Origin of the sequence: Salmonella sp. WC3, from assembly GCF_042932255.1 — a bacterium.
In the GTDB taxonomy this organism is placed as follows: domain Bacteria; phylum Pseudomonadota; class Gammaproteobacteria; order Enterobacterales; family Enterobacteriaceae; genus Salmonella; species Salmonella enterica.
This window is the reverse complement of the sequence record NZ_CP170629.1, coordinates 4,027,434-4,054,001: the sequence shown is the minus strand read 5'-3', so window position 1 is coordinate 4,054,001 and position 26,568 is coordinate 4,027,434. Positions and strand designations below refer to the sequence as shown.

Annotated in this window: 25 protein-coding genes and 1 other RNA gene; 19 read left to right on the top strand and 7 right to left on the bottom strand. The window is 53.2% G+C overall.

The window, feature by feature from the left end; translation table 11 throughout:
• The first annotated feature begins 188 nt into the window (after positions 1-188).
• On the top strand, positions 189-824 hold the full coding sequence (gene argO / locus ACFK9X_RS19800) for an arginine exporter ArgO (protein ID WP_151117469.1): 636 nt from the start codon (positions 189-191) through the stop codon (positions 822-824).
• Between the two features lie 93 nt (positions 825-917).
• Positions 918-1,664 carry an oxidative stress defense protein gene (locus ACFK9X_RS19795; protein WP_000669854.1) on the top strand — a complete coding sequence of 249 codons (747 nt, stop codon included), beginning with the start codon at positions 918-920 and terminating at the stop codon, positions 1,662-1,664.
• 265 nt (positions 1,665-1,929) lie between these two features.
• On the opposite strand, the gene argP is transcribed toward ACFK9X_RS19795, so the two are convergent.
• Positions 1,930-2,823, bottom strand: coding sequence for a DNA-binding transcriptional regulator ArgP (gene argP, locus ACFK9X_RS19790; protein WP_151117466.1), 894 nt, complete (start codon positions 2,821-2,823; stop codon positions 1,930-1,932).
• Positions 2,824-2,976: 153 nt separating this feature from the next.
• Between argP and rpiA the strand changes: the two genes are divergently transcribed.
• Both rpiA and serA read left to right on the top strand, forming a co-directional pair.
• Positions 2,977-3,636, top strand: a complete 660-nt coding sequence (gene rpiA, locus ACFK9X_RS19785) for a ribose-5-phosphate isomerase RpiA (RefSeq protein WP_000189741.1) — start codon at positions 2,977-2,979, stop codon at positions 3,634-3,636.
• 266 nt (positions 3,637-3,902) lie between these two features.
• Positions 3,903-5,135 (top strand): phosphoglycerate dehydrogenase, encoded by a 1,233-nt coding sequence (gene serA, locus ACFK9X_RS19780; protein WP_001151627.1) that lies wholly within the window; start codon positions 3,903-3,905, stop codon positions 5,133-5,135.
• 380 nt (positions 5,136-5,515) lie between these two features.
• Here serA and ACFK9X_RS19775 read toward each other — a convergent pair whose 3' ends face one another.
• From ACFK9X_RS19775 to zapA, 3 genes are all read right to left on the bottom strand, one after another.
• Entirely contained in the window at positions 5,516-6,112 is a 597-nt protein-coding gene (locus ACFK9X_RS19775) for a 5-formyltetrahydrofolate cyclo-ligase (protein WP_001520956.1), read from the bottom strand.
• Positions 6,113-6,132: 20 nt separating this feature from the next.
• A non-coding RNA gene (ssrS, locus tag ACFK9X_RS19770) (6S RNA) lies at positions 6,133-6,316 on the bottom strand.
• A gap of 41 nt (positions 6,317-6,357) precedes the next feature.
• On the bottom strand, positions 6,358-6,687 hold the full coding sequence (gene zapA, locus ACFK9X_RS19765) for a cell division protein ZapA (protein ID WP_001276011.1): 330 nt from the start codon (positions 6,685-6,687) through the stop codon (positions 6,358-6,360).
• 166 nt (positions 6,688-6,853) lie between these two features.
• Here zapA and ACFK9X_RS19760 point away from each other — a divergent pair, with 166 nt between their 5' ends.
• The 8 genes from ACFK9X_RS19760 (at position 6,854) to ACFK9X_RS19725 (ending at position 17,627) form a co-directional block, all read left to right on the top strand.
• Positions 6,854-7,432, top strand: a complete 579-nt coding sequence (locus tag ACFK9X_RS19760) for a YecA family protein (protein ID WP_000027236.1) — start codon at positions 6,854-6,856, stop codon at positions 7,430-7,432.
• A gap of 25 nt (positions 7,433-7,457) precedes the next feature.
• Positions 7,458-8,774 carry a Xaa-Pro aminopeptidase gene (gene pepP, locus ACFK9X_RS19755; RefSeq protein ID WP_000193681.1) on the top strand — a complete coding sequence of 439 codons (1,317 nt, stop codon included), beginning with the start codon at positions 7,458-7,460 and terminating at the stop codon, positions 8,772-8,774.
• Complete coding sequence (ubiH, locus tag ACFK9X_RS19750) at positions 8,771-9,949, top strand: 2-octaprenyl-6-methoxyphenyl hydroxylase (RefSeq protein WP_151117463.1); 1,179 nt, start codon at positions 8,771-8,773, stop codon at positions 9,947-9,949. The genes pepP and ubiH overlap by 4 nt, the downstream gene beginning before the upstream one ends.
• 125 nt (positions 9,950-10,074) lie before the next feature.
• Positions 10,075-11,277 (top strand): FAD-dependent 2-octaprenylphenol hydroxylase, encoded by a 1,203-nt coding sequence (ubiI, locus tag ACFK9X_RS19745; RefSeq protein WP_052931769.1) that lies wholly within the window; start codon positions 10,075-10,077, stop codon positions 11,275-11,277.
• A gap of 455 nt (positions 11,278-11,732) precedes the next feature.
• On the top strand, positions 11,733-12,827 hold the full coding sequence (gene gcvT, locus ACFK9X_RS19740; protein ID WP_000068733.1) for a glycine cleavage system aminomethyltransferase GcvT: 1,095 nt from the start codon (positions 11,733-11,735) through the stop codon (positions 12,825-12,827).
• 25 nt (positions 12,828-12,852) lie between these two features.
• Positions 12,853-13,242 (top strand): glycine cleavage system protein GcvH, encoded by a 390-nt coding sequence (gene gcvH, locus ACFK9X_RS19735; RefSeq protein ID WP_001295377.1) that lies wholly within the window; start codon positions 12,853-12,855, stop codon positions 13,240-13,242.
• 162 nt (positions 13,243-13,404) lie between these two features.
• Entirely contained in the window at positions 13,405-16,278 is a 2,874-nt protein-coding gene (gene gcvP, locus ACFK9X_RS19730; RefSeq protein ID WP_151117461.1) for an aminomethyl-transferring glycine dehydrogenase, read from the top strand.
• A gap of 455 nt (positions 16,279-16,733) precedes the next feature.
• A complete protein-coding gene (locus tag ACFK9X_RS19725; protein ID WP_000819375.1) occupies positions 16,734-17,627 on the top strand; it encodes a transporter in 894 nt (297 codons plus the stop codon).
• A gap of 47 nt (positions 17,628-17,674) precedes the next feature.
• On the opposite strand, the gene bglA is transcribed toward ACFK9X_RS19725, so the two are convergent.
• Positions 17,675-19,108, bottom strand: a complete 1,434-nt coding sequence (gene bglA, locus ACFK9X_RS19720; RefSeq protein ID WP_151117458.1) for a 6-phospho-beta-glucosidase BglA — start codon at positions 19,106-19,108, stop codon at positions 17,675-17,677.
• 157 nt (positions 19,109-19,265) lie between these two features.
• Here bglA and yqfB point away from each other — a divergent pair, with 157 nt between their 5' ends.
• Together yqfB and ACFK9X_RS19710 are read left to right on the top strand one after the other, a co-directional pair.
• The gene (gene yqfB / locus ACFK9X_RS19715) at positions 19,266-19,577 is read left to right on the top strand and encodes a N(4)-acetylcytidine aminohydrolase (protein ID WP_001182976.1); all 312 of its coding nucleotides are present in this window, start codon (positions 19,266-19,268) and stop codon (positions 19,575-19,577) included.
• A 163-nt stretch (positions 19,578-19,740) separates the two neighbouring features.
• Positions 19,741-20,400: a hemolysin III family protein gene (locus tag ACFK9X_RS19710; RefSeq protein WP_053444817.1), complete on the top strand. Its 660-nt coding sequence runs from the start codon at positions 19,741-19,743 to the stop codon at positions 20,398-20,400.
• Positions 20,401-20,515: 115 nt separating this feature from the next.
• Here ACFK9X_RS19710 and ygfZ read toward each other — a convergent pair whose 3' ends face one another.
• Positions 20,516-21,496: a tRNA-modifying protein YgfZ gene (gene ygfZ, locus ACFK9X_RS19705; RefSeq protein ID WP_151117454.1), complete on the bottom strand. Its 981-nt coding sequence runs from the start codon at positions 21,494-21,496 to the stop codon at positions 20,516-20,518.
• Between the two features lie 249 nt (positions 21,497-21,745).
• On the opposite strand from ygfZ, the gene sdhE reads away from it, so the two are divergent.
• Both sdhE and ACFK9X_RS19695 read left to right on the top strand, forming a co-directional pair.
• Entirely contained in the window at positions 21,746-22,012 is a 267-nt protein-coding gene (sdhE, locus tag ACFK9X_RS19700) for an FAD assembly factor SdhE (protein ID WP_000351186.1), read from the top strand.
• Positions 21,993-22,406: a protein YgfX gene (locus tag ACFK9X_RS19695; RefSeq protein WP_000244761.1), complete on the top strand. Its 414-nt coding sequence runs from the start codon at positions 21,993-21,995 to the stop codon at positions 22,404-22,406. Before sdhE ends, ACFK9X_RS19695 begins: the two co-directional genes overlap by 20 nt.
• Before the next feature lie 52 nt (positions 22,407-22,458).
• Here the strand turns inward: ACFK9X_RS19695 and fldB are convergent, their stop codons facing one another.
• The gene (gene fldB / locus ACFK9X_RS19690) at positions 22,459-22,980 is read right to left on the bottom strand and encodes a flavodoxin FldB (RefSeq protein ID WP_001055885.1); all 522 of its coding nucleotides are present in this window, start codon (positions 22,978-22,980) and stop codon (positions 22,459-22,461) included.
• A gap of 112 nt (positions 22,981-23,092) precedes the next feature.
• Here fldB and xerD point away from each other — a divergent pair, with 112 nt between their 5' ends.
• The 3 genes from xerD to recJ are packed head-to-tail and all read left to right on the top strand — an operon-like array spanning position 23,093 to position 26,465.
• The gene (xerD, locus tag ACFK9X_RS19685; protein ID WP_000434302.1) at positions 23,093-23,989 is read left to right on the top strand and encodes a site-specific tyrosine recombinase XerD; all 897 of its coding nucleotides are present in this window, start codon (positions 23,093-23,095) and stop codon (positions 23,987-23,989) included.
• A gap of 23 nt (positions 23,990-24,012) precedes the next feature.
• Positions 24,013-24,726, top strand: a complete 714-nt coding sequence (gene dsbC / locus ACFK9X_RS19680) for a bifunctional protein-disulfide isomerase/oxidoreductase DsbC (RefSeq protein WP_000745614.1) — start codon at positions 24,013-24,015, stop codon at positions 24,724-24,726.
• A 5-nt stretch (positions 24,727-24,731) separates the two neighbouring features.
• A complete protein-coding gene (gene recJ, locus ACFK9X_RS19675) occupies positions 24,732-26,465 on the top strand; it encodes a single-stranded-DNA-specific exonuclease RecJ (RefSeq protein ID WP_151117452.1) in 1,734 nt (577 codons plus the stop codon).
• Positions 26,466-26,568: the final 103 nt, after the last annotated feature.

Below are 26,568 nucleotides of genomic sequence, written 5' to 3'. Positions count from 1 at the left end.
GCTGCCTGCCAGTGCTGCGTTTATCCGCCTCCAGTATTCTCTGGTTATTGAGCGGATAAGCGTATCCGCCATCCGTTATTCAGTCTCTTCATTAGCTTTTCTTATTAGTGATTAAAACTATCAATTTCCGCTAATAATATTCCCGCGCTATAGTCTGCCTTTAAGAAAAACAGCTCAGGGTAGTTAACGTGATATCTTATTATTTTCAAGGGTTTGCCCTTGGCGCCGCCATGATCCTTCCGCTTGGCCCGCAAAATGCGTTTGTGATGAATCAGGGAATTCGTCGCCAGTACCACCTCATGATAGCGCTGCTTTGCGCGTTAAGTGATTTAGTCCTGATTAGCGCCGGTATTTTTGGCGGCAGCGCGTTGCTGATGCAGTCGCCGTGGCTGCTGGCGCTGGTCACATGGGGCGGGGTCGCGTTCTTGTTATGGTACGGTTTTGGCGCGCTGAAAACGGCAATGAGCAGTAATCTGGAGCTGGCCAGCGCCGAGGTTATGAAGCAGGGGCGCTGGAAAATTATTGCTACGATGCTGGCGGTAACGTGGCTGAATCCGCACGTTTATCTGGATACGTTTGTCGTGTTGGGCAGTCTCGGCGGACAACTGGCTATGGAGCCAAAGCGCTGGTTCGCCCTCGGCACGATTAGCGCGTCGTTCTTATGGTTTTTTGGGTTAGCGCTACTGGCGGCCTGGCTTGCGCCTCGACTGCGTACGGCGAAAGCTCAACTCATTATCAACATTCTGGTTGGGGTGGTGATGTGGCTTATCGCCTTCCAACTGGCGCGGGAAGGCGTCGCGCATATGCACGCGCTTTTCAACTAAGCGTTGTCTGATGGACAACAGGCCGATATCCGCTAAGCTTGCCTGCATGCGCCCTGTATATCAGGGCAATGACTGCAATATGGAGGAGAGACTGTGAAGTTCAAAGTGATGGCCCTGGCGGCATTAGTGGGTTTAAGTGCAATGTCGGCGCAGGCAAGCGAATTGCCGGAAGGCCCGCACATCGTGACTTCCGGTACGGCAAGCGTCGATGCTGTGCCTGATATCGCCACCTTAGCGATTGAAGTGAACGTCGCGGCGAAGGACGCGGCGACGGCGAAGAAGCAGGCCGATGAGCGCGTGGCGCAATATCTTTCCTTCCTTGAGCAAAATCAGATTGCGAAAAAAGACATTAGCGCGGCAAATCTGCGCACGCAGCCAGATTATGATTACCAAAACGGTAAAAGCATTCTGAAAGGGTATCGCGCGGTGCGAACCGTTGAGGTGACGCTGCGTCAGTTAGATAAACTCAATTCGCTGCTGGACGGCGCGCTGAAGGCGGGTTTGAACGAGATTCGTTCGGTATCGCTGGGCGTGGCGCAACCGGACGCCTATAAAGACAAGGCCCGCAAAGCCGCCATTGATGACGCGATTCATCAGGCGCAAGCGCTGGCAGCCGGTTTTAACAGTAAATTGGGGCCAGTTTACAGCGTTCGTTACCATGTCTCTAATTATCAGCCGAGTCCGGTGGTGCGAATGATGAAAGCCGCAGATGCTGCGCCGGTATCCGCGCAGGAAACTTACGAGCAGCCGACCATTCAGTTCGACGATCAGGTCGATGTGGTCTTCCAGCTTGAACCTGGAACAGGGCAGACGTCGACAACGGCCGCCAGCACGCAGTAATCTCGCCCGGCCTGGGCGCTTCCAGGCCGCGTTTTCTCCCGGTGTTCTCATTTTTTGCTCCGTATTACGCATTGAAATGAAGATTTGCTAATACGGTGAGCGTTTTGAATCGCCTTGTCGCCAGCAAAAAATAGCCAATGGCGCGTCGTTTTTTGCCGCCTGAACGCAATGATTTTGTGATGAACTTCAAAGAAGTGACGAGGGAATAATGGGTCATGCAGGCCGGATAAGACGTTCACGCCGCCATCCGGCATTCATAGAGAGGCTAATCCTGACGCAGCACCTTGTGCCCGTACTCCAGCAGCGCGTCGGTCACTTTGCGCATCATCCGGCTTTCCGGGGCAAAGCGGTGCCAGTAAAGCATCCGGCGCTGCAGCAAACCAGGCGTTAAGTTGATCAACTCGCCGCTTTCCAGCTCTTTCTCAATCTGCAGGTGAGGGATCATGCAGCAGGTCGTGCCCTGACGCGCAAGCTGTACAAATGCTTCGGATGAATTAACGATATGGCACGGCACGCTGCCGGGCGGTAGATCGAAATTCTGTTGCAAAAAGGCCTGATGCATATCATCCAGATGGTCGAACGCGACGGCGGGCGCTTTTAGCAGCGACGACCGGGTAACGCCATTGGGGAAATAGCGCTCGGCAAACGGCTTTGACGCGACAAACAGATAGTCGAGTGCGCCCAGTTTGTCCACCAGGCAACTGGGTAGCGCCTGATGCTGAATACTCACCGCGCCCACCACCTCGCCGCGCCGCAGACGTTCTTGCGTGCGCGTTTCATCTTCCACCTGTAAATTGAGACGGATAGGGGAGTCCGCCAGTACCGGCGCCAGCGCCGGAAGCAGCCAGGTCGCCAGACTGTCGGCGTTAACCGCCAGCGACAGCAGCAGCGGCGTAGAGCCGGTTTGTTCATCGCCCAGCCACTCTTCTTCCTGCAGTTCAACCTGACGCAGCAGAGCCAGTAATTTTTGCCCTTGCTCCGTGGGGCGAGGAGGAACGGTACGCACCAACAAAGGTTGTCCGAACATATTCTCAAGCTGTTTTATGCGCTGTGAGACGGCGGATTGCGTGATGCACAGCTTCTGGGCGGCGCGCTCGAATCCTCGTTCACGTATAACGGCATCCAGCGCCTGTAGTGTTCTGTAGTCCGGACGTTTCATTGTTGTGTCATGCTCCTGTTATTTTTTTCCGCACTATGACATAAATTTGCCGTCGGTACAGATGAAATCCGTAGCCTGTGTACGGACACGGAGATTTTTCCCGACAATGTTCTATAATGCGGCTGTATTTTCACACCACAGGCGAAACGATCTATGACGCAGGATGAACTGAAAAAAGCGGTAGGATGGGCGGCACTTCAGTATGTACAGCCCGGCACCATTGTGGGCGTTGGTACAGGCTCAACGGCCGCACACTTTATTGATGCGCTGGGCACAATGAAAGGCCAGATTGAAGGCGCGGTCTCCAGCTCGGACGCCTCGACTGAAAAACTCAAAGGCCTCGGTATTCATGTGTTTGATCTCAACGAAGTGGATAGCCTGGGTATCTATGTCGATGGCGCGGACGAAATCAACGGTCATATGCAGATGATCAAAGGCGGCGGCGCGGCATTAACCCGTGAGAAAATTATTGCTTCCGTGGCGGAGAAATTTATCTGTATTGCGGATGCCTCTAAACAGGTGGATATTCTTGGCAAATTCCCGTTGCCGGTCGAAGTGATTCCGATGGCGCGCAGTGCGGTCGCTCGTCAACTGGTGAAGCTGGGCGGGCGTCCGGAGTACCGTCAGAACGTGGTCACGGATAACGGCAACGTGATTCTGGATGTTTATGGTATGGAAATCCTTGATCCCATCGCGCTGGAAAACGCCATTAACGCGATTCCGGGCGTCGTGACCGTAGGGTTGTTCGCCAACCGTGGCGCCGATGTCGCACTGATCGGCACGCCGGACGGGGTGAAAACCATCGTAAAATGATCCCGCCAGGCGTATTTCCTGCCGCGTAAAAAATTCGGTCAGGGCAAATTTGGTGACATGTATCACGTTTAATCGTTTGCCCTGCCGATCCCTCCAAAGAAAAAGTTATTCCCGGTATTTTCATCTGCTATTTCCCGCTGTATGCGATTCCTTCACGACGCTGGCGCAAACGTTCATATTGCCGTGATAATTTTTTTTGATATGTTGAAGGACGGATGCAAATCCACACACAACATCAGATGGCAAAAAAAGACAGGATCGGGGAAATGGCAAAGGTATCGCTGGAGAAAGATAAAATTAAATTTCTGCTGGTTGAAGGGGTGCATCAAAAGGCGCTGGAAAGCCTTCGTGCGGCAGGTTACACCAACATTGAATATCACAAGGGCGCGCTGGACGCTGAACAGTTGAAAGCGTCCATCCGCGATGCCCACTTCATCGGTCTGCGATCCCGTACTCATCTGACAGAAGAAGTGATTAACGCCGCAGAGAAGCTAGTGGCGATTGGCTGTTTTTGCATCGGCACCAACCAGGTGGATTTAAATGCGGCGGCAAAACGCGGTATTCCGGTCTTTAACGCGCCATTCTCGAATACCCGTTCCGTGGCGGAGCTAGTGATTGGCGAGCTGTTGCTGCTGCTGCGCGGCGTGCCGGAAGCGAACGCCAAAGCGCACCGCGGCGTATGGAATAAACTGGCGGCGGGATCGTTCGAAGCGCGCGGTAAAAAGCTTGGCATTATCGGTTACGGCCATATCGGAACGCAGTTGGGCATTCTGGCGGAATCGCTGGGGATGCATGTCTATTTCTATGATATTGAAAATAAACTGCCGCTTGGTAACGCAACTCAGGTGCAGCACCTGTCTGAATTGCTGAATATGAGCGATGTGGTCAGTCTGCACGTACCTGAAAACGCCTCCACCAAAAACATGATGGGCGCAAAAGAGATTGCCCTGATGAAGCCGGGTTCGCTGCTGATTAACGCCGCGCGCGGTACGGTGGTGGATATCCCAGCTTTGTGCGACGCGCTGGCGACGAAACATCTGGCGGGGGCGGCTATCGACGTCTTCCCGACGGAACCGGCCACTAATAGCGATCCGTTTACCTCTCCGCTGTGCGAATTCGATAATGTGATCCTGACGCCGCATATCGGCGGCTCGACGCAGGAGGCGCAAGAAAACATCGGTCTGGAAGTCGCAGGAAAACTGATTAAGTACTCGGATAACGGCTCGACGCTTTCCGCCGTGAACTTCCCGGAAGTGTCGCTGCCGCTGCACGGCGGTCGTCGCCTGATGCACATCCACGAAAACCGCCCGGGCGTATTGACCGCGCTTAACCAGATCTTTGCCGAGCAGGGCGTTAACATTGCCGCGCAGTATCTGCAAACCTCCGCCCGAATGGGGTATGTGGTGATTGATATAGAAGCCGATGGCGATGTGGCGGAGAAAGCGCTGCTGGCGATGAAGGCGATTCCGGGCACCATTCGCGCCCGTCTGCTGTACTAATTTCCTCTAAATGGGCAGGAGATGACCTGCCCATCCTTTCTCTGGTTTCCCTGCCTCAACATCTCTTTGTGTAACGCATACATTCTGTTTTCGAGCCTTGCCGCAATTGGTAATTAAAGGCAGCGTTGCGTGTTGTACAGCAATAAAAGGAATTTACGATAAGGGCTCAGCATAGCGCTGAAACGGGAAAGCCCCTACCGAGGCAGGGGCTCTAAAAAGGAAAGGGACGATGATGAGATACGTCATCATGCTGCTGATCCTGTTAATCATCGCTACGCCAGCATATTAACAGAGAGTACGCAGGAGGGAGGTTCGCCTCCCTCACCCTTCACCGAGAAATTTAGGTCAAAAAAGCGACGCTGTCAATCGGCAAAACACGGCTACCACTCCCAAATTTTGGATGGCGTTACCACCGCAGGCAGCGGGATATCCCACTCTTTAACCGGCAACTTTTCCACTAACTGGCAATCATGCGCGTAGCCCACAGGTAGGATCTTATGCTGCTGCCAGTTTTGCAACGTACGGTCATAAAATCCGCCGCCCATCCCCAGGCGCTGCCCGTCTTCGTCAAACGCGACTAACGGCGTTACCAGCACATCCAGCTTTGCCAGCGGCAATACGTCGCGGACATCAAGCCGTGGCTCCTGAATCTTTAAGCGGTTGGTCACCAGCACACTCTGCGGATAATAGTGCAGGAACAGGAGGTTGCCAGGGCTGAAGGGATGAAGAACCGGAAGGTAGACGCGCTTGCCCGCTCGCCATAGCTGTTCAATCAGCGGCTGGGTGTCGAGTTCGCCATCAAAGGAGAGAAACACGGCGACAGTGTGCGCCATCACGACGGGAGGAAAGCTGAGCATTCGGGCGGCGGCCTGTTGACCAAAACGGCGTTGCTGCTCTGGCGTTAGCGCACGGCGACGTTGCCGAATCATCCGGCGGATTTCTTGTCGTGATAAAGAGAGTTCGGGAAGTTGCGTCATGGCTGTCGCCAGTCAGAAGGGGAATCTCCGAGATGCCGCCGCAGGCTGTAACCCTTGAACCCTTGGTTCAAGGTGAATGTGTCGTCACAGTTTTAAGGCTTCTCGGACGAACCGAGCATGCTCACCAACCGCGGAGCGCCACATTCTTGTGGTATGAAATATCGGCTCAGGGGACTGGCCCGCTTGCAAACATCTCAGAGAAATTCTGTTTTCACAATCACTTTACCATAGTAAAGCGAAAAGTGTTATTCAAAGTTTTGGCCCGTTTTTTCGGTTATGCGACCTTGATCAAGCAACGCCTGTTCGATGGTCTGTTGTAGCATCCGAATACGTTGTTCCATGCTCGCCGCGTAATCGCGGGTCTTCGCTTTTTCCTGAGTTAACTCATAGCTGATATTCAATGCGGCAATGAAAACCAACTGCTCAGTATTTGTGACTCTAGTGCGAACTTTCAGATCTTGCAACCGCTGATTCAGATCGTCCGCAGCCTGATTCAACGCATCCCTTTGGTCAGGCGGGCAATTCACTCGCAGTGAACGGCCAAATATTTGGATATCGACGGGTTGTGCAGACATGCCACCTTCCTGCTGATTGACTGCGCTGCCTTCGTCTCCAGACCCAGGGTCCGCGAAGGGGCGACACTATAGCTACCCTGGTGTGAAGATACAAGCCCTTTTCTGGTTCACCAGGGTCCAAAGTGGTAGCATATCATGAATATCCTCCCTTTGATGACGAATGCTTATGTCTATACAGAACGAAATGCCTGGTTACAACGAAATGAACCGGTTTTTGAATCAACAAGGGGCCGGTCTGACCCCGGCTGAAATGCATGGTTTAATCAGCGGGATGATTTGCGGCGGCAACAACGACAGCTCATGGCAGCCGCTGCTGCACGACCTGACGAACGAAGGTCTGGCCTTCGGGCATGAGCTTGCTCAGGCGCTGCGCAAAATGCACGCGGCGACCAGCGACGCGCTGGAAGACGACGGCTTTCTTTTTCAGCTTTATCTGCCTGAAGGCGACGATGTCAGCGTATTCGATCGCGCAGATGCCTTAGCCGGGTGGGTTAACCACTTTTTGCTTGGCCTCGGCGTAACGCAGCCTAAACTTGATAAAGTCACCGGCGAAACGGGTGAAGCGATTGACGACCTGCGTAATATTGCGCAGCTTGGTTATGATGAGAGCGAAGATCAGGAAGAGCTGGAGATGTCGCTCGAAGAGATCATCGAATATGTCCGTGTTGCGGCGCTGTTATGTCATGACACTTTCACGCGCCAACAGCCGACCGCGCCGGAAGTGCGTAAACCGACGCTACACTAAGAAAAAACGAAATGGAGGCCATGTCATGACTCAGCAGGAATACCAACGCCGTCGCCAGGCATTACTGGCGCAAATGCAGCCCGGCAGCGCCGCGCTGATCTTTGCCGCGCCGGAGGCGACGCGCAGCGCAGACAGTGAATATCCGTATCGCCAGAGTAGCGACTTCTGGTATTTCACCGGTTTTAACGAACCGGAAGCCGTGCTGGTACTGATTAAGAGTGATGACACCCACAACCACAGCGTTTTGTTCAACCGCGTTCGCGACCTGACTGCGGAAATCTGGTTTGGTCGCCGTTTAGGACAGGATGCCGCACCGGAAAAACTGGGCGTTGACCGGGCGCTGGCGTTTAGCGAAATCAACCAGCAACTCTTTCAGTTGCTTAATGGTCTGGATGTGGTGTACCACGCGCAGGGCGAATATGCGTATGCCGACGAGATTGTTCTGGCTGCGCTGGAGAAGCTGCGTAAAGGCTCCCGCCAGAATCTGACCGCGCCGGCCACCATGACTGACTGGCGACCGATCGTCCATGAGATGCGCCTGTTCAAATCGCCGGAAGAGATTGCTGTCCTGCGCCGCGCCGGGGAAATTAGCGCGCTGGCGCATATCCGCGCGATGGAAAAATGCCGTCCGGGGATGTTTGAGTATCAGCTGGAGGGGGAAATTCACCACGAATTTAATCGCCACGGCGCGCGCTATCCCTCCTATAACACCATTGTCGGCAGCGGCGAAAATGGCTGTATCCTGCATTACACTGAAAACGAAAGTGAAATGCGCGACGGCGATTTAGTGCTTATCGACGCGGGCTGTGAATATAAAGGTTACGCGGGCGACATCACGCGTACTTTCCCGGTGAACGGGAAATTCACGCCAGCTCAGCGTGAAATTTATGACATCGTTCTGGAATCGCTGGAGACCAGCCTGCGACTGTTCCGTCCTGGCACCTCTATTCAGGAGGTGACCGGCGAAGTCGTGCGCATCATGATAACCGGGCTGGTGAAGCTGGGGATTTTGCAAGGAGAGGTTGATCAACTGATTGCCGAAAATGCGCATCGTCCTTTTTTTATGCATGGCTTGAGCCACTGGCTGGGGCTGGATGTTCATGATGTCGGCGTTTATGGGCCGGATCGCTCCCGCATCCTGGAGCCGGGCATGGTGCTGACCGTAGAGCCAGGTCTCTATATCGCGCCGGATGCCGACGTGCCGGAAGCGTATCGCGGCATTGGCGTTCGAATTGAAGATGACATTGTCATTACCGAAACCGGTAATGAAAACCTGACCGCTGGCGTTGTGAAGAAGGCGGATGACATTGAGGCATTAATGGCGGCGGCGCGGCAGCAATGAGCGTCATTATCGTTGGCGGCGGCATGGCAGGCGCGACGCTGGCGCTGGCCATCTCTCAGTTCAGTCATGGGACGTTGCCTGTACACCTGATTGAAGCGAAAGCGCCTGAAGCCGACGGTCATCCCGGCTTTGACGCCAGAGCGATTGCGCTGGCGGCGGGCACTTGTCAGCAACTGGCGCGAATTGGCGTCTGGCAGGCGATTTCCGATTGCGCAACGGCAATCAACACCGTACACGTCAGCGATCGCGGCCATGCCGGATTTGTGACTCTCGACGCGCAGGACTACAGTCTGGCAGCGTTGGGGCACGTTGCGGAGCTGCATGATATCGGGCTGCGTCTGTTTGCGCTCTTGCGTAAAGCGCCAGGCGTTACGCTGCACTGCCCGGAGCGCGTAGCCAGCGTGTCGCGTACCCAACAGCAAGTTAACGTCACTCTGGAAAACGGCAATGTGATAGCTGGCAGCGTGCTGGTGGCGGCTAACGGTACCCACTCCGCGCTCGCGTCAGCCTGCGGCGTTGACTGGCATCAGGAGCCTTACGAACAGTTAGCGGTGATAGCGAATGTCGCGACCGCTATCCCGCATCAGGGACGCGCCTTTGAACGTTTTACCCCCAAGGGCCCGCTGGCGATGTTGCCGATGTCGCATGGCCGATGTTCGCTGGTTTGGTGTCACCTGCTCGACCAGCGCGATGAGGTGCTGAGCTGGTCCGACGCGCAGTTTTGTCATGCGTTGCAGGCCGCGTTCGGCTGGCGGCTGGGGCGAATTACTCAGGCGGGTAAGCGCAGCGCGTATCCGCTTGCCCTGACTACGGCGGCAAAAGTGTTTACTCACCGGACTGTCGTGGTCGGCAATGCGGCGCAAACGTTGCATCCTATCGCCGGACAAGGGTTTAATCTCGGTCTGCGCGATGTCATGAGCCTGGCGGAAACGCTGGTCGCGGCACAGGACGCGGGCGAAGATATTGGCGCCTGGCACGTGTTATCGCGCTATCAGCAGCGGCGTCAGGTTGACCGGGATACGACGATTGGCGTAACGAACGGTCTGGTCCATCTGTTTGCAAATCGTTGGGCGCCGCTGGTTATTGGGCGCAATATCGGTTTAATGGCAATGGAATTATTACCGCCTGCGCGCGATGCGCTGGCACAGCGGACCTTAGGTTGGGTTGCGCGTTAAGCAGATCTGTAGGCCGGATAAGGCGTTTACGCCGCCATCCGGCATCGTGTTCGTAAAAATGCCGGATGGCGGCTTCGCCTTATCCGGCCTACGGTTTTGATTGTTCCGGTTTCCAGGAGTAAATAGTGCAAAGTGTTGATGTAGCAATAGTTGGCGGAGGCATGGTGGGACTGGCTGTCGCCTGCGGCTTGCAGGGGAGCGGTTTGCGCGTTGCGGTACTGGATCACGTTGTTCCCCAGCCGTTGGCGAACGATGCGCCGCCTCAGCTTCGGGTGTCGGCGATTAATGCCGCCAGCGAAAAACTGCTTACCCGTCTTGGCGTATGGTCAAACATTGTGGCGCGACGGGCAAGTTGCTACCACGGTATGGAAGTCTGGGATAAAGACAGCTTTGGCCGTATTACGTTTGATGACGCAAGCATGGGATATAGCCATCTGGGGCATATTGTTGAAAACAGCGTCATTCACTATGCATTGTGGCAAAAAGCGCAGCAAGCGGCGGATATCACCTTAATGGCGCCAGCGGAGTTACAGCAGGTCGCCTGGGGGGAGAACGACGCCTTCCTGACTTTAAAAGACGGCGCGATGTTAACCGCGCGTCTGGTGATTGCCGCGGATGGCGCCAACTCCTGGCTGCGTAACAAAGCGGATATTCCCTTAACTTTCTGGGACTACCGTCACCATGCGCTGGTAGCGACTATCCGCACCGAAGAGCCGCACGGCGCGGTTGCTCGCCAGGTGTTTCATGGTGAAGGTATTCTGGCGTTTTTGCCGTTAAGCGATCCGCATCTGTGTTCCATTGTCTGGTCGCTTTTTCCGCAGGATGCGGAGCGTATGCAACAGAGCGGCGACGAGGCGTTTAACCAGGCGTTGACTATCGCCTTCGATAATCGGCTGGGCTTATGCCGCCTGGAAAGCGAACGGCAGGTTTTTCCGCTGACGGGCCGCTATGCTCGCCAGTTTGCCGCGCATCGTCTGGCGTTAGTCGGCGATGCCGCGCACACCATCCATCCGCTGGCAGGGCAAGGCGTCAACCTCGGCTTTATGGACGCGGCCGAACTGGTGGACGATCTGCGCCGGCTTCAGCGCCAGGGCAAAGACATTGGCCAACATCTTTATCTCCGTCGTTATGAGCGTAGCCGTAAACATAGCGCGGCGATGATGCTTGCCGGGATGCAAGGTTTTCGTGACCTGTTTGCCGGCGAAAATCCGGCAAAAAAATTGCTGCGCGACATCGGGCTGAAACTGGCGGATACGCTCCCCGGCGTCAAACCCCAACTGCTTCGCCAGGCAATGGGGCTAAACGACCTTCCGCAATGGCTTCGTTAAGCGTCTGACTGCACGCCAGCAAGAGTTTGAAACCCGTCACACTTTGCTTTCCCGGCTATCGCGCCGGGGGGCTTTCCTCGTTTGAAATAATCTAATTTCACCGCCTATTTCGCATTATATTTTCTAATGTCATTATTTTTAGCGAACGCGATTTTCGACATTTTTTCCGCATTTAATATTAATTTATGTTGTGATAAATCGTATCAGCTTCCTTTTTATGACGGTTATTTAGCGTAATAGTGGTTTTTTGTGCTGATGGGATTTTAGCGTTTTTTAGTCATAAGCTAATGTGATGGTAAATTCATCCTTATGGTTTAGCGCTTGGTTCGGTGGTAAGTTCAGGAGCAAGAGAACGTTTGCGTCGGCGCAGGAAAAAGGGCGTCGATGCCAGGTTTCGTGGCGAAGATTTCCCATGAAAATGGTTGTTAGCCCCCCGCTAATTCAACGAGGAAAAGATGGCCCAACAGACGCCTTTGTACGAACAACACACGCTATGCGGCGCCCGCATGGTCGATTTTCATGGCTGGATGATGCCCCTGCATTACGGCTCTCAGCTTGATGAACACCACGCTGTGCGCACCGATGCCGGGATGTTTGATGTATCGCATATGACCATTGTCGATCTTCATGGTAGCCGTACACGAGAGTTTCTACGTTATCTGCTGGCAAACGACGTCGCGAAGCTAACGAAGACGGGTAAAGCCCTCTACTCCGGTATGCTTAACGCATCGGGCGGCGTGATTGATGACCTTATCGTCTACTACTTCACTGAAGATTTCTTCCGTCTCGTTGTTAACTCCGCCACCCGCGAAAAAGACCTCTCCTGGATTACCCAACACGCTGAACCTTATGCCATCGACATTACCGTTCGTGACGACCTGTCGCTGATTGCGGTACAGGGGCCGAATGCGCAGGAAAAAGCGGCGACTCTGTTTACTGACGAACAGCGCCATGCAGTAGAAGGTATGAAGCCGTTCTTCGGCGTTCAGGCGGGCGATCTGTTTATCGCCACCACCGGTTATACCGGCGAAGCGGGCTATGAAATCGCCATGCCGAATGAAAAAGCGGCGGATTTCTGGCGTGCGCTGGTGGAGGCGGGCGTGAAGCCGTGCGGTCTTGGCGCGCGCGACACGCTGCGTCTGGAAGCTGGCATGAACCTGTACGGTCAGGAGATGGATGAAGGTATCTCTCCGCTGGCGGCTAATATGGGATGGACTATCGCCTGGGAACCTGCTGACCGCGACTTTATTGGCCGTGAGGCGCTGGAGATGCAGCGTGAAAAAGGCCATGAGCAGCTTGTCGGTCTGGTGATGACCGAGAAAGGCGTATTGCGTAATGAACTGCCGGTGCGTTTTACCGATGCGCAGGGCAATCAGCAAGAAGGCATTATCACCAGCGGGACGTTTTCCCCAACGTTGGGCTACAGCATTGCGCTGGCGCGTGTTCCGGCGGGCATCGGCGAGACGGCGATTGTACAAATTCGTAACCGTGAAATGCCGGTAAAAGTGACTAAACCTGTTTTTGTGCGTAACGGCAAAGCCGTCGCGTGATTCATCCTTTTTTGGAGATTAATTGATGAGCAACGTACCCGCAGAACTGAAATACAGCAAAGAACACGAATGGCTGCGTAAAGAAGCGGATGGCACTTACACTGTTGGCATTACTGAACACGCTCAGGAGCTGTTGGGCGATATGGTTTTTGTTGATCTGCCGGAAGTCGGCGCGACCGTAAGCGCGGGCGACGACTGCGCCGTGGCGGAGTCCGTAAAAGCGGCGTCCGACATTTATGCGCCGGTAAGCGGCGAGATCGTGGCGGTAAACGATGCGCTGAGCGACTCCCCGGAGCTGGTGAACAGCGAACCGTATGCCGGTGGCTGGATCTTTAAAATCAAAGCCAGCGATGAAAGCGAACTTGAATCGCTGCTGGATGCCACCGCGTATGAGGCATTGTTAGAAGACGAATAATGTTGTGCCGGATGGCGCTAATGCTCATCCGGCCTACTCACTGCAACGCGAATGATTTTGCGTATTCGTTTTCGCACGCGTAGGCCCGGTAAGCGTCAGCGCCACCGGGCAATTGAGTTAGAGACAATCACGATTCACTGCACGTTTCAGGAACCATCGCCCATGACACAGACGTTAAGCCAGCTTGAAAACCGCGGCGCTTTCATTGAACGCCACATCGGACCGGACGCCGCACAGCAACAAGAGATGCTGAATGCGGTTGGCGCCGAGTCGTTAAACGCGCTGACAGGTCAGATTGTGCCGAAAGACATTCAGCTCGCGACTCCGCCGCAGGTTGGCGAGGCGGCAACCGAATATGCCGCACTGGCGGAATTAAAAGCCATCGCCGGGCGTAACAAGCGCTTCACGTCGTACATTGGCATGGGCTACACCGCCGTGCAGCTACCGCCGGTTATCCTGCGCAACATGCTGGAAAATCCAGGCTGGTACACCGCTTATACCCCGTATCAACCGGAAGTCTCTCAGGGGCGTCTGGAAGCGCTGCTCAACTTCCAACAGGTGACGCTGGACCTGACGGGGCTGGACATGGCTTCCGCCTCGCTGCTGGATGAAGCGACCGCCGCCGCTGAAGCGATGGCGATGGCAAAGCGCGTCAGCAAACTGAAAAATGCCAACCGGTTCTTTGTCGCCTCTGATGTCCATCCGCAAACTCTGGACGTCGTGCGTACTCGCGCCGAAACCTTTGGCTTTGACGTCATTGTGGATGACGCGGCGAAAGCACTGGATCACCAGGATGTGTTTGGCGTGCTGTTACAACAGGTAGGCACCACGGGCGAAATTCACGACTACAGCGCACTGATTACTGAGCTGAAATCCCGTAAAGTTGTGGTCAGCGTCGCCGCCGATTTTATGGCGCTGGTGCTGCTGATGGCTCCGGGCAAACAGGGCGCGGACATTGTTTTCGGCTCTGCGCAACGCTTCGGCGTACCGATGGGGTACGGTGGCCCGCATGCGGCGTTCTTTGCCGCCAAAGACGAATTTAAACGCTCCATGCCAGGCCGTATTATCGGCGTCTCAAAAGATGCGGCGGGCAATACCGCACTGCGCATGGCGATGCAGACTCGCGAGCAGCATATCCGCCGTGAGAAAGCGAACTCCAACATTTGTACCTCGCAGGTACTGCTGGCTAACATCGCCAGTCTGTATGCCGTTTATCATGGACCGGTTGGACTGAAACGCATTGCGAATCGTATCCACCGCCTGACCGATATTCTGGCGGCAGGTCTGCAACAGAAAGGCTTAAAGCTGCGTCATGCGCACTACTTTGACACGCTGTGTGTGGAAGTAGCTGATAAAGCTGCGGTACTGGCGCGTGCGGAAGCGGCAGAGATCAATCTGCGCAGCGATATTCATAACGCGGTGGGGATTACCCTTGATGAAACCACCACCCGTGAGAATGTGGCGCAGTTGTTCAATGTTTTGCTGGGCGACAGCCACGGTCTGAACATTGAAACACTGGATAAAGACGTGGCGCTTGATAGCCGTTCCATTCAGCAAAGTATGCTGCGTGACGATGCGACTCTGACGCATCCGGTATTTAACCGTTACCACAGCGAAACCGAGATGATGCGCTATATGCACTCGCTGGAGCGTAAAGATCTGGCGCTGAATCAGGCGATGATCCCGCTGGGTTCCTGTACCATGAAGCTGAACGCCGCCGCCGAGATGATCCCTATCACCTGGCCGGAATTCGCTGAACTGCATCCGTTCTGCCCGCCGGAACAGGCGGAAGGATATCATCAGATGATTAGCCAGCTTTCTGACTGGCTGGTGAAACTCACCGGGTACGACGCCGTCTGTATGCAGCCTAACTCCGGCGCACAGGGGGAATACGCGGGGCTGCTGACGATTCGTCACTATCACGAAAGCCGCAACGAAGGGCATCGCGATATCTGCCTGATTCCGGCCTCTGCTCACGGCACTAACCCTGCTTCTGCACATATGGCAGGAATGCAGGTGGTGGTAGTCGCCTGTGATAAGAACGGCAACATCGACCTGGACGATCTGCGGGCAAAAGCAGAACAACATGCTGCGAACCTTTCTTGCATCATGGTGACCTATCCGTCCACCCACGGCGTGTATGAAGAAACGATCCGTGAGGTGTGTGAAGTTGTGCACCAGTTCGGCGGTCAGGTTTACCTTGACGGCGCGAACATGAACGCTCAGGTCGGCATTACCTCACCGGGCTTTATTGGCGCGGACGTTTCGCATCTTAACCTGCATAAAACTTTCTGCATTCCGCACGGCGGCGGTGGCCCAGGCATGGGACCGATCGGCGTGAAAGCGCATCTGGCACCGTTCGTACCGGGCCATAGCGTGGTGCAAATCGAAGGCATGTTAACCCGTCAGGGCGCGGTTTCTGCGGCGCCGTTCGGTAGTGCCTCTATCCTGCCAATCAGCTGGATGTACATCCGCATGATGGGCGCAGAAGGCCTGAAGCAGGCAAGTCAGGTCGCGATTCTTAACGCTAACTACATTGCCAGCCGTCTGAAAGATGCCTATCCGGTACTGTATACTGGTCGCGATGGCCGTGTGGCGCACGAATGTATTCTTGATATTCGCCCATTGAAAGAAGAAACCGGCATCAGCGAGCTGGATATTGCCAAGCGTCTGATCGACTACGGTTTCCATGCGCCGACCATGTCGTTCCCGGTGGCGGGCACGCTGATGGTAGAGCCGACGGAATCTGAAGGTAAGGCTGAGCTGGATCGCTTTATCGATGCGATGCTGGCTATTCGCGCAGAGATTGACCAGGTGAAAGCGGGTGTCTGGCCGCTGGAAGATAACCCGCTGGTGAACGCGCCGCACATTCAGAGCGAGCTGGTCGCCGAGTGGGCGCATCCGTACAGCCGTGAAGTTGCCGTATTCCCGGCAGGCGTGGCAGACAAATACTGGCCGACGGTGAAACGTCTGGATGATGTTTATGGCGACCGTAACCTGTTCTGCTCCTGCGTACCGATTAGCGACTACCAGTAATTTACTGATTCGACTGTTTTCTAAAGGCGCTTCGGCGCCTTTTCAGCTTGTTAATAAAGTGCGCTTTGTTTATGTCGGATGCAGTGTGAGTGCCTTATTCAGGCTACAAAGTGTTACTAATTCAATATATTACACTAAATCGTTGGCTCCTGTCAGGCAACCTGGCGTTTGTATCAGTGTATTAGCCAGAATTAAATTACCGCTTTTTTAGAGCCTAATGATTCATTGTGCGTCATTTTTACCTTGCTGTTATTTAATCAAAACAACACAGTATATTTACATGTAGTTACAAATAGTTTCTCTCCGGAATCGTTATTTACCTCTCAATATAGTTACAAAAATTTCCGTATATTAAATTCATCAAGTTATTAATTTAAATTATAAATTAAAAATAAACATAAATAACGTAAATATTTATTAACTTAGCGCTTTGTTTTTTATACCTGGAGGGAATAATGAAACGATTTATATTTCTGCCATTAATGACATATTTTCTATTAATGAATGCAATGGCAGCTAACGGAGAAAATAATCCCAGTAATCTATTAGGTGCACCAGTTAATACCGCTATTTCTGGTGGTTCAGTATTGCCGGAAGGAAAGTTATTAACCGCCGTGAATAGCTCATTTCGCGATAAAGATCATCAAATCGAGGGGCACGGAAGTCCGGATGTTTACTCCCAGATATGGTTATTGAAGATTCGTTACGGTTTGACCGACAGACTAGAATTATCAACTGTGGGTTCCTATATCAATAACAAACGAGACAATCTGTCTCCTGAGCACATAGAGGGAATGGGCGACCAATCGGTGGGGGTCAATTATGCTTTAATGAGCCAGCGAAGAGGTGATCCGTTTTGGGTTACGGTAGGTGGGGCAGTATTACTACCCACCGGGCAAGATGGAGATAATCATTTGCCTGGGAATAGCGCCTGGGGAGGAAGAGTAACACTCACTTTAACAAAATTATTTACTCCTAACATTAAAGGGGATATGGGTTTTGTCTATCAGGGACCATTTGAGCGCGGTAACCAGGACGTGAAACGAGGTAACGAATTCCAGTGGAATACCCAGGTGCGGTATATGTTTAGCGATTTACCGCTGGATCTTGGTCTGGAAAGTGCCTACAGCAATAATGCCTCTGGAACGAAAAAACTGTCTAATGGCAGCGTAATTAATAACCATTCTGGAACTACCGAATGGGTTGTTGGTCCGTCATTTAATATTGCCGTCGATTCACTGAAATTATGGTTTGGTGCCGGAGCCTTCTTCCCGGTAATGCAGGAAGCGAAGTCGCCAACCAAAATGGAAGATGTACGCTGGGAATTTAAAATAGGTAAGACCTGGTAAGACTCGTTCAAAGTGTTACCCGCCGACTGGCGGGTAACGTGCAGGGGTTAAAGCTTCTCGCCGTTGCTGGCAATCACCTCTTTGTACCAGTTGAAGCTTTTCTTACGCGAACGCGACATATCGCCCGTACCGTCATCGTGCTTGTTCACGTAGATGAAGCCGTAGCGCTTGCTGTACTGACCGGTGGTGAACGACACGCAGTCGATGCAGCCCCACGGCGTGTAGCCCATCAGGTCGACACCATCGTAAGTCACCGCTTTTTTCATCTCTTCAATATGGGCGCGCAGGTAGTCAATTCGGTAGTCGTCGTTGATGCTGCCATCTTCTTCTACTTTGTCGTAAGCACCAAAACCGTTTTCGACAATAAACAGCGGCTTTTGATAGCGTTCGTACAGTTCACACAATGAATAACGCAGGCCCACCGGGTCAATCTGCCAGCCCCAGTCAGATGCTTTAACATAGGGGTTCGGTACGCTGCCTTCAAAACCGGAAATCGCATCGCCGCTACCGCCTTCGGCTTTGACCGCGTTGGTCATGTAATAACTGAAACCAAGATAATCGCAGGTGCCTTCGCGCAGCACTTCAAGATCGCCATCTTCCATTTTGATGTTAAATCCGCGGCGCTCCCACTCGTTCAACACATAGGACGGGTAATAGCCGCGCAGCTGCACATCGGTAAAGACGTAGCGTTCACGCATCGATTCCTGAGCAAACATCACATCTTCTGGTTTACAGGAGAAAGGATACAGCGCGACCATCGCCAGCATACAACCCACTTTCATCTGTGGATTAATACGACGTGCCGCTTTTACCGCCAGCGCGCTGGCGACAAACTGATGATGTAAGACCTGATACATGGTTTCTTCTGGATTCTCATGCTCGGTATACACCACGCCGGAACAGCAGTAGCCAAACAGCGGCGCGCGCCAGTTTCGCTGATTGTTGATTTCATTGAAGGTCATCCAGTATTTGACCTTATGTTTGTAGCGTTCAAACACGACTTCAGCAAAACGGACAAAGAAATCAACGACCTTACGATTGGTCCAGCCGCCGTAGTGCTGTACCAGATGTAATGGCATTTCAAAGTGAGAAAGGGTAATGACCGGTTCGATGTTGTATTTGAGTAACTCATCAAACATGTCGTCGTAGAATTTCAGACCGGCCTCGTTTGGCTGGGATTCGTCGCCATTCGGGAAGATACGCGTCCAGGCAATAGAGGTACGGAAGCATTTGAACCCCATTTCGGCGAAAAGACGGATGTCTTCTTTGTAATGTCCGTAAAAATCCACCGCCTCGTGGTTCGGATAGTATTTGCCAGCAACGACATTCTGGGTGATTTCGCGTGGCACGCCGTGTGCGCCGCCGGTTAGCACGTCGCAGATGCTGGGGCCTTTACCGTCTTTATTCCAGCCGCCTTCAACCTGGTGTGCAGCAACCGCGCTGCCCCATAAAAAATCTTTTGGCAGGGTGAGTTTTCTCATTGTTGCATAATCTCAATTTATTTAGTCTGTTATCATTCATTCTGCACCAAATGGCATGTAAAGCGTACGCAAAATTCCAGGATGCTCGCGTGTCGGGACAAGAACACATTCAGATCGTAACATCCACTTCAAGGGGCCATATTCAGGGGATAACCACATGCAGCCAAACGACATTACTTTCTTTCAACGTTTCCAGAATGACATTCTGGCAGGGCGTAAAACCATCACTATTCGTGATGCCTCCGAGTCCCACTTTAAAGCAGGCGATGTGCTACGCGTGGGACGGTTCGAAGATGATGGCTATTTTTGCACAATCGAAGTGACAGGAACGTCAACTGTGACGCTGGATACGCTGAACGAAAAACATGCGCAACAGGAAAATATGTCGCTTGATGAGCTGAAACGGGTCATTGCTGAAATCTATCCCAACCAGACGCAATTTTATGTGATTGATTTTAAATGCCTTTGATAAATATGAACGCGTGTTAGTTGAGTTTTTGTAATTAACTTATTGAATAATAAGCAAAATTTAATTTTGCAAATTTATTTTAGCTAACATGTGTTCACTGGAACCATTCTCAGTTACGCTAGAGGCGCAGTTCATCGTTATGAACGTTTCTCCGGAGTAAGTTATGGTGCAAAAACCATTAATGACGCAGGGATATTCGCTGGCTGAGGAAATCGCCAACAGTATTAGCCACGGCATTGGATTGGTATTTGGTATTGTCGGCCTGGTGCTGTTGTTGGTTCAGGCGGTAGAGGCGAATGCGGGTATGACGGCTATCGCCAGCTACAGTTTATATGGCGGGAGCATGATCCTGCTTTTTCTTGCCTCAACGCTTTATCATGCCATTCCTCATCAGCAGGCAAAAATCTGGTTAAAGAAATTTGATCACTGCGCTATCTATCTGCTCATTGCCGGAACCTATACGCCATTTCTGCTGGTAGGTCTGGATTCGCCGCTGGCGCGCGGACTAATGATTGTGATCTGGAGCCTGGCGCTATTCGGTATCCTCTTCAAGTTGACGATTGCGCACCGATTTAAAGTGCTTTCACTGGTTACGTATCTGGCAATGGGCTGGCTGTCGCTGATAGTGGTTTATCAGTTGGCGATTAAGCTGGCGATAGGCGGCGTGACGCTGCTGGCGGTAGGTGGCGTCGTTTACTCGCTGGGCGTAATTTTCTATGTTTGCAAACGCATACCTTATAACCACGCCATCTGGCATGGCTTTGTGCTGGGCGGCAGCGTGTGCCACTTCCTGGCTATCTATTTGTATGTGGGACAGGCGTAATTCCCGGATGCCCGTGCCGGATGGCGGCGCTGTCGTACCTTATCCGGCCTACGAGAGCAGCACGTGCGAGCCTGATGGCGTTGCGCTATCAGGCTATCCGGCTTTTAACGTGATATCACTCTTCCAGCGAGTAAGGCAGCGGGACGATATGCAGGGTGTTGGCATCGTCGCGAACACGGAAGACGCTTTCGGCTTCTAAATCGTTATTCATGACGGCCTGAACCAGTAACTGACCATCGTCCAACTGCGTCGCCGCCAGAATAGCGCCGGTACGACGCCAGTTCTCGCCCATCTGTAGCTCCAGATCTTCTCCTGCTTCCGGTACCCGGCTGGCTTTGCCCGCCAGCAACCAAAGCGCGCGTTTATTGGCGCCGCGGAATTTTGCCCGTGCGACCATCTCCTGTCCGGTGTAGCAGCCTTTCTTGAAGCTGATGCCGCCCAGCGCCTGTAGGTTAGTCGCCTGGGGGATAAACTGACCGCTGTTCGCCGCGTCAATCACCGGAATGCCTGCTTCAATATCCAACGCCAGCCACTGTTGGCTGTTATTCAGTTCGGCTTCGCCATGCAACTTCTCTGTTAACATGTTGGCCGTCGCGACATCGGTGACAAGCAGGAATCGTTCCGCAGGATGTTCAAACCATAGCAGCGTGGAGGCGCCGTCTCTGACCACCTGATTTTCGCTATTGGGCAGTTCGCTAAAGACTTTAGCCAGCGCCGCGCGGGCCTGAAAACCGGCCACGCCAAGCAATACGCGTTCGTCATCCGGCGCGATGACCACTTTGGAAAATACGGCGTACTTTTTCAGCTCCGTTAATTGTGCTTCACGCACGCTACGGCGTTCAATCCAGGCGAAACCGTCGCGCTCACGGAACAGGCGCAGAGTGCTCCACATCTTACCTTTAGCATCGCAGTGGGCGGCGAGAAGGTGTTGCTGCTCAGTCATCTGGCTTACGTCAGCGGTGACCTGGCCCTGAATATACTTTTCACTGTCTACGCCGGTAATGGTCGACAGCGCCCAGTCGTCAAGCGCGATCAGCGTCAGCGGCAGGCGGGCTGACGATGAAGGATGACGCGGTGGAAAGGAGATAAAAGCCATAAATAATGTCCTGGTTAGCTGCAACAATAATGGTTAATGGTAAAAGAGCCATCGGTCATTGCAAGTGCTTTAAATAGCCCATTGAGAGCGGATTGATCGTTTTGCGAGGCGGTATCCAAAATGGATGAACATATTGATTCCCAGCCTTTTATTTCGCGATCGCGTTCCAGATTACTGAGATTCCCGTAAAACAACGCCAAAAACACGTTACAATAGCCCGGTACTTCATTTTCGCGAGGCAGGAAGAACATGGATATTCACAATAAAGCACGTATTCACTGGGCATGTCGTCGCGGTATGCGCGAACTTGATATTTCCATCATGCCGTTTTTTGAACATGAGTACGATAGTTTAAGTGATGAAGAAAAGCGTATTTTTGTCCGTTTGTTGCAGAGTGATGACCCGGATTTATTTAACTGGTTAATGAATCACGGTAAACCGGCTGACGCTGAACTGGAACAGATGGTCCGACTCATTCAGACACGGAATCGGGAACGTGGTCCTGTGGCAATCTGATTTACGCGTCTCATGGCGCGCTCAGTGGATCTCATTGCTCATTCATGGGCTGGTTTCTGCGGTGATTTTATTGATGCCCTGGCCGCTGAGTTATACCCCGTTATGGATGATACTACTGTCGCTGGTCGTGTTTGACTGTGTACGTAGCCAGCGCAGGATTAATACCTGCCAGGGAGAGATCAAGCTACTCATGGACGGGCGCTTACGCTGGCAGGGGCAGGACTGGACGCTCTTGCGTCCGCCCTGGTTACTGAAGAGCGGGATGGTGTTGCGTTTACGCGCAGAGTCTGGACGTCATCAGCATTTATGGCTGGCGGCGGATAGCATGGAAGAAGCGGAATGGCGTGAGTTGCGTCGGATACTGTTACAGCAGCCGATATCAGGCCAACACTAACGGAACGGCGTAAACGCGGTTCCGTCGAGAGGGAAATACAGCGAGTAAGGCTTCAGGCGTAGTGTTCGGCCATTTCGCCGAGAATTTGTTCACACCAGGTCTGTATACGCTCATCGCTGAGATCGTACTGGTTCGTTTCATCCAGCGCCAGGCCGACAAACAGTTGCCCATCCGCAATGACCGGTTTATTGCTGGTAAATTCGTAGCCTTCTGTGGGCCAGTAGCCGACAAATTTAACGCCTTTGAGGGCAAGTTTGTCATGCAACATACCCAGCGCATCCAGGAACCACTCGCCGTAGCCGAGCTGGTCGCCCATACCGTAAAGCGCAACGATTTTGCCTTCCAGATTGAGATCGTCCAGTTGCTCCCAGACGGCTTCCCAGTCCTCCTGAATTTCGCCAAAATCCCAGGTGGGGATGCCTAAAATGAGCACGTCGTACTGCTCCATTAAGGCGGGGGCGTCATCCTTGAGGTTATGTAATGTCACCAGCTCCGGGCCGAGGATATCGCGAATTTTCTCTGCGGCCATCTCGGTGTAGCACGTGCTGGAACCGTAAAAAAGACCCATGTTCATTACGTTACATCTCGATTCTGCTATAGCGTTGCGGGTAGTGTAACAGAATCACTGCATTCACGGCACAATGAGGCATAATGCACCAAAAGTCAGCGTGAAGTAGGGAGCGCGAATGGAACAGGATTTAGCGCGTATTGAGCAGTTTCTGGATGCCCTGTGGCTGGAACGAAATCTGGCGGAAAATACATTAAGCGCGTATCGTCGCGACTTATCGATGGTCGTTGCGTGGTTGCATCATCGCGGAAAAACGCTTGCGACGGCGCAGGCTGATGATTTACAAACGCTGCTGGCTGAACGGGTGGAGGGCGGATACAAAGCGACCAGTTCCGCACGCCTGTTAAGCGCTATGCGGCGCTTTTTCCAGCATCTGTACCGTGAAAAGTATCGTGAGGATGATCCGAGCGCGCAGTTGGCCTCGCCTAAGCTTCCGCAGCGTTTACCGAAAGACCTTAGCGAGGCGCAGGTTGAACGGCTCTTGCAGGCGCCGCTTATTGATCAACCTTTGGAGTTGCGCGATAAAGCTATGTTGGAAGTGCTGTATGCCACCGGTTTGCGCGTGTCGGAACTGGTGGGGCTGACAATGAGCGATATCAGTCTGCGGCAGGGCGTGGTGCGGGTTATCGGTAAAGGCAATAAAGAGCGGTTGGTGCCGTTAGGCGAAGAGGCGGTATATTGGCTGGAAACGTATCTGGAGCATGGGCGTCCTTGGTTACTCAATGGCGTATCGATTGACGTATTATTCCCCAGTCAGCGTGCGCAGCAGATGACGCGGCAGACCTTCTGGCACCGTATTAAACATTATGCGGTACTGGCTGGAATCGATAGCGAAAAACTATCGCCGCATGTTTTACGTCACGCTTTCGCCACGCATTTGCTGAATCACGGCGCCGACTTGCGCGTTGTACAAATGCTACTTGGGCATAGCGATCTTTCGACGACACAAATTTATACGCATGTCGCAACGGAGCGTTTGCGTCAACTTCATCAACAGCACCATCCGCGGGCATGAGTGCTGACAGGAAAGGATAGTTTATGAAAAAGCGTTTTATGATGTTCACTTTACTGGCGGCGGCGTTTTCAGGCGTGGCCCATGCGGATGATGCGGCTATCCGTCAGTCGCTGGCTAAGCTGGGCGTTCAGAGTACGGAAATTCAGGCCTCGCCAGTGGCAGGGATGAAAACCGTCCTCACTCACAGCGGCGTACTGTACGTCACTGATGACGGCAAACATATTATTCAAGGGCCGATGTATGACGTGAGCGGCGCGCATCCGGTAAACGTGACGAACAAACTGCTGATGAGCCAGCTAAATGCGCTGGAAAAAGAGATGATCGTCTATAAAGCGCCGGATGAGAAACATGTCATTACTGTTTTTACCGATATCACCTGCGGCTATTGTCATAAGCTACATGAAGAGATGAAAGATTATAACGCGCTGGGGATCACGGTTCGTTATCTGGCCTTCCCGCGCCAGGGGCTGGAAAGCCAGGCGGAGCAGGATATGAAATCTATCTGGTGCGCCAAAGACAAAAACAAAGCGTTTGATGACGCCATGGCAGGTAAGGGCGTGAAACCGGCAAGCTGTGACGTGAACATTGCTGATCATTATGCGTTGGGCGTGCAGTTGGGCGTTAGCGGTACGCCAGCCATTGTATTGAGTAACGGCTATGTGGTGCCTGGCTATCAGGGACCGAAAGAGATGAAAGCGTTTCTTGATGAGCATCAAAAACAGACCAGTGGTAAATAATACGCGTGAAACAACAGAGACAACTTCGTCGGCGCGAGGCTGATGAGACGGCGGAACTCCCCGCCGATCTTCCTCCATTACTACGACGTCTATATGCCTGCCGGGGCGTTCGTAGCGCCCGCGAACTGGAGCGCAGCGTGAAAGGAATGCTGCCCTGGCAACAGCTTAGCGGCATAGATAACGCGGTGGAGATCCTCTACAACGCCTTTCGCGAAGGTACCCGCATTATTGTTGTTGGCGATTTTGACGCCGACGGCGCGACCAGTACTGCGCTAAGCGTATTGGGAATGCGTGCGTTGGGATGTGACAACATCAGTTATCTGGTGCCTAATCGCTTTGAAGACGGCTACGGTTTAAGCCCGGAAGTGGTCGATCAGGCGAAGGCGCGCGGCGCGCAGCTTATCGTCACCGTAGACAACGGCATTTCATCCCATGCCGGCGTAGCGCATGCAAAGACGTTGGGGATTCCGGTGATCGTGACCGATCACCACCTGCCAGGCGACACGTTGCCGGATGCCGAAGCGATTATTAATCCCAATCTGCGCGACTGCGAATTCCCGTCTAAGTCGCTGGCGGGCGTCGGCGTGGCGTTTTACCTGATGCTGGCGTTGCGAACATTTTTGCGCGACAAAGGATGGTTCGACGAGCGCAACATCGCGCCGCCGAATCTGGCGGAGCTGCTGGATTTAGTGGCGTTGGGTACGGTAGCAGACGTTGTGCCGCTGGACGCTAACAACCGTATTCTGACCTGGCAAGGGCTAAGTCGTATTCGTGCCGGGAAATGCCGTCCGGGAATTAAAGCGTTGCTGGAGATATCGAATCGCGATCCGCAGCAGCTTGCCGCCAGTGATTTAGGCTTCGCGTTGGGGCCTCGCCTGAATGCCGCCGGCAGGCTGGATGATATGTCCGTTGGCGTGGCGTTACTGTTGTGCGACAACCTCGGCGAAGCGCGTGTTCTGGCCAGCGAGCTGGATGCGCTTAACCAGACGCGCAAAGAAATAGAGCAGGGGATGCAGGCGGAAGCGCTTATCCTGTGCGAAAAGCTTGAGCGCAGTAGTGAAACGCTTCCGGGCGGTCTGGCGATGTATCATCCTGAATGGCACCAGGGCGTGGTCGGAATTCTGGCGTCGCGCATTAAAGAGCGTTTTCACCGCCCGGTGATCGCCTTTGCGCCTGCGGGCGATGGCACGCTAAAAGGCTCAGGCCGATCGATTCAGGGGCTGCATATGCGCGATGCGCTGGAACGGCTGGATACCCTTTACCCTGATCTGATGATCAAGTTCGGCGGCCATGCGATGGCGGCGGGATTGTCGCTGGAAGAGCATAAATTCGAGCAGTTTCAGCAACGGTTTGGCGAGCTGGTGACGGAATGGCTCGATCCTGCCCTGTTGCAAGGCGAGGTGATCTCCGATGGTCCATTAAGCGCGGCGGAGATGTCTATGGAAGTGGCGCAACTGTTGCGGGATGCCGGACCGTGGGGGCAAATGTTCCCGGAACCGTTATTCGATGGTCGTTTCCGTCTGCTACAGCAGCGTCTGGTGGGCGAGCGTCACCTCAAGGTGATGGTGGAGCCTGTCGGCGGCGGCCCGCTGTTGGATGGCATCGCATTTAATATTGATACGACCTGTTGGCCGGATAACGGCGTGCGGGAGGTAGAACTGGCTTATAAACTGGACATTAACGAGTTTCGCGGCAACCGTAGTTTACAGATTATTATCGATGATATTTGGCCGCTATGATCGGGGCGATTTAACAACACTTTCGCTGTAATTAAGGGGCGAAATCCGCTAATATTTCGCCCTTATAACCGCATTTTGACAAGTCAAATAAAAGAAATCAGAC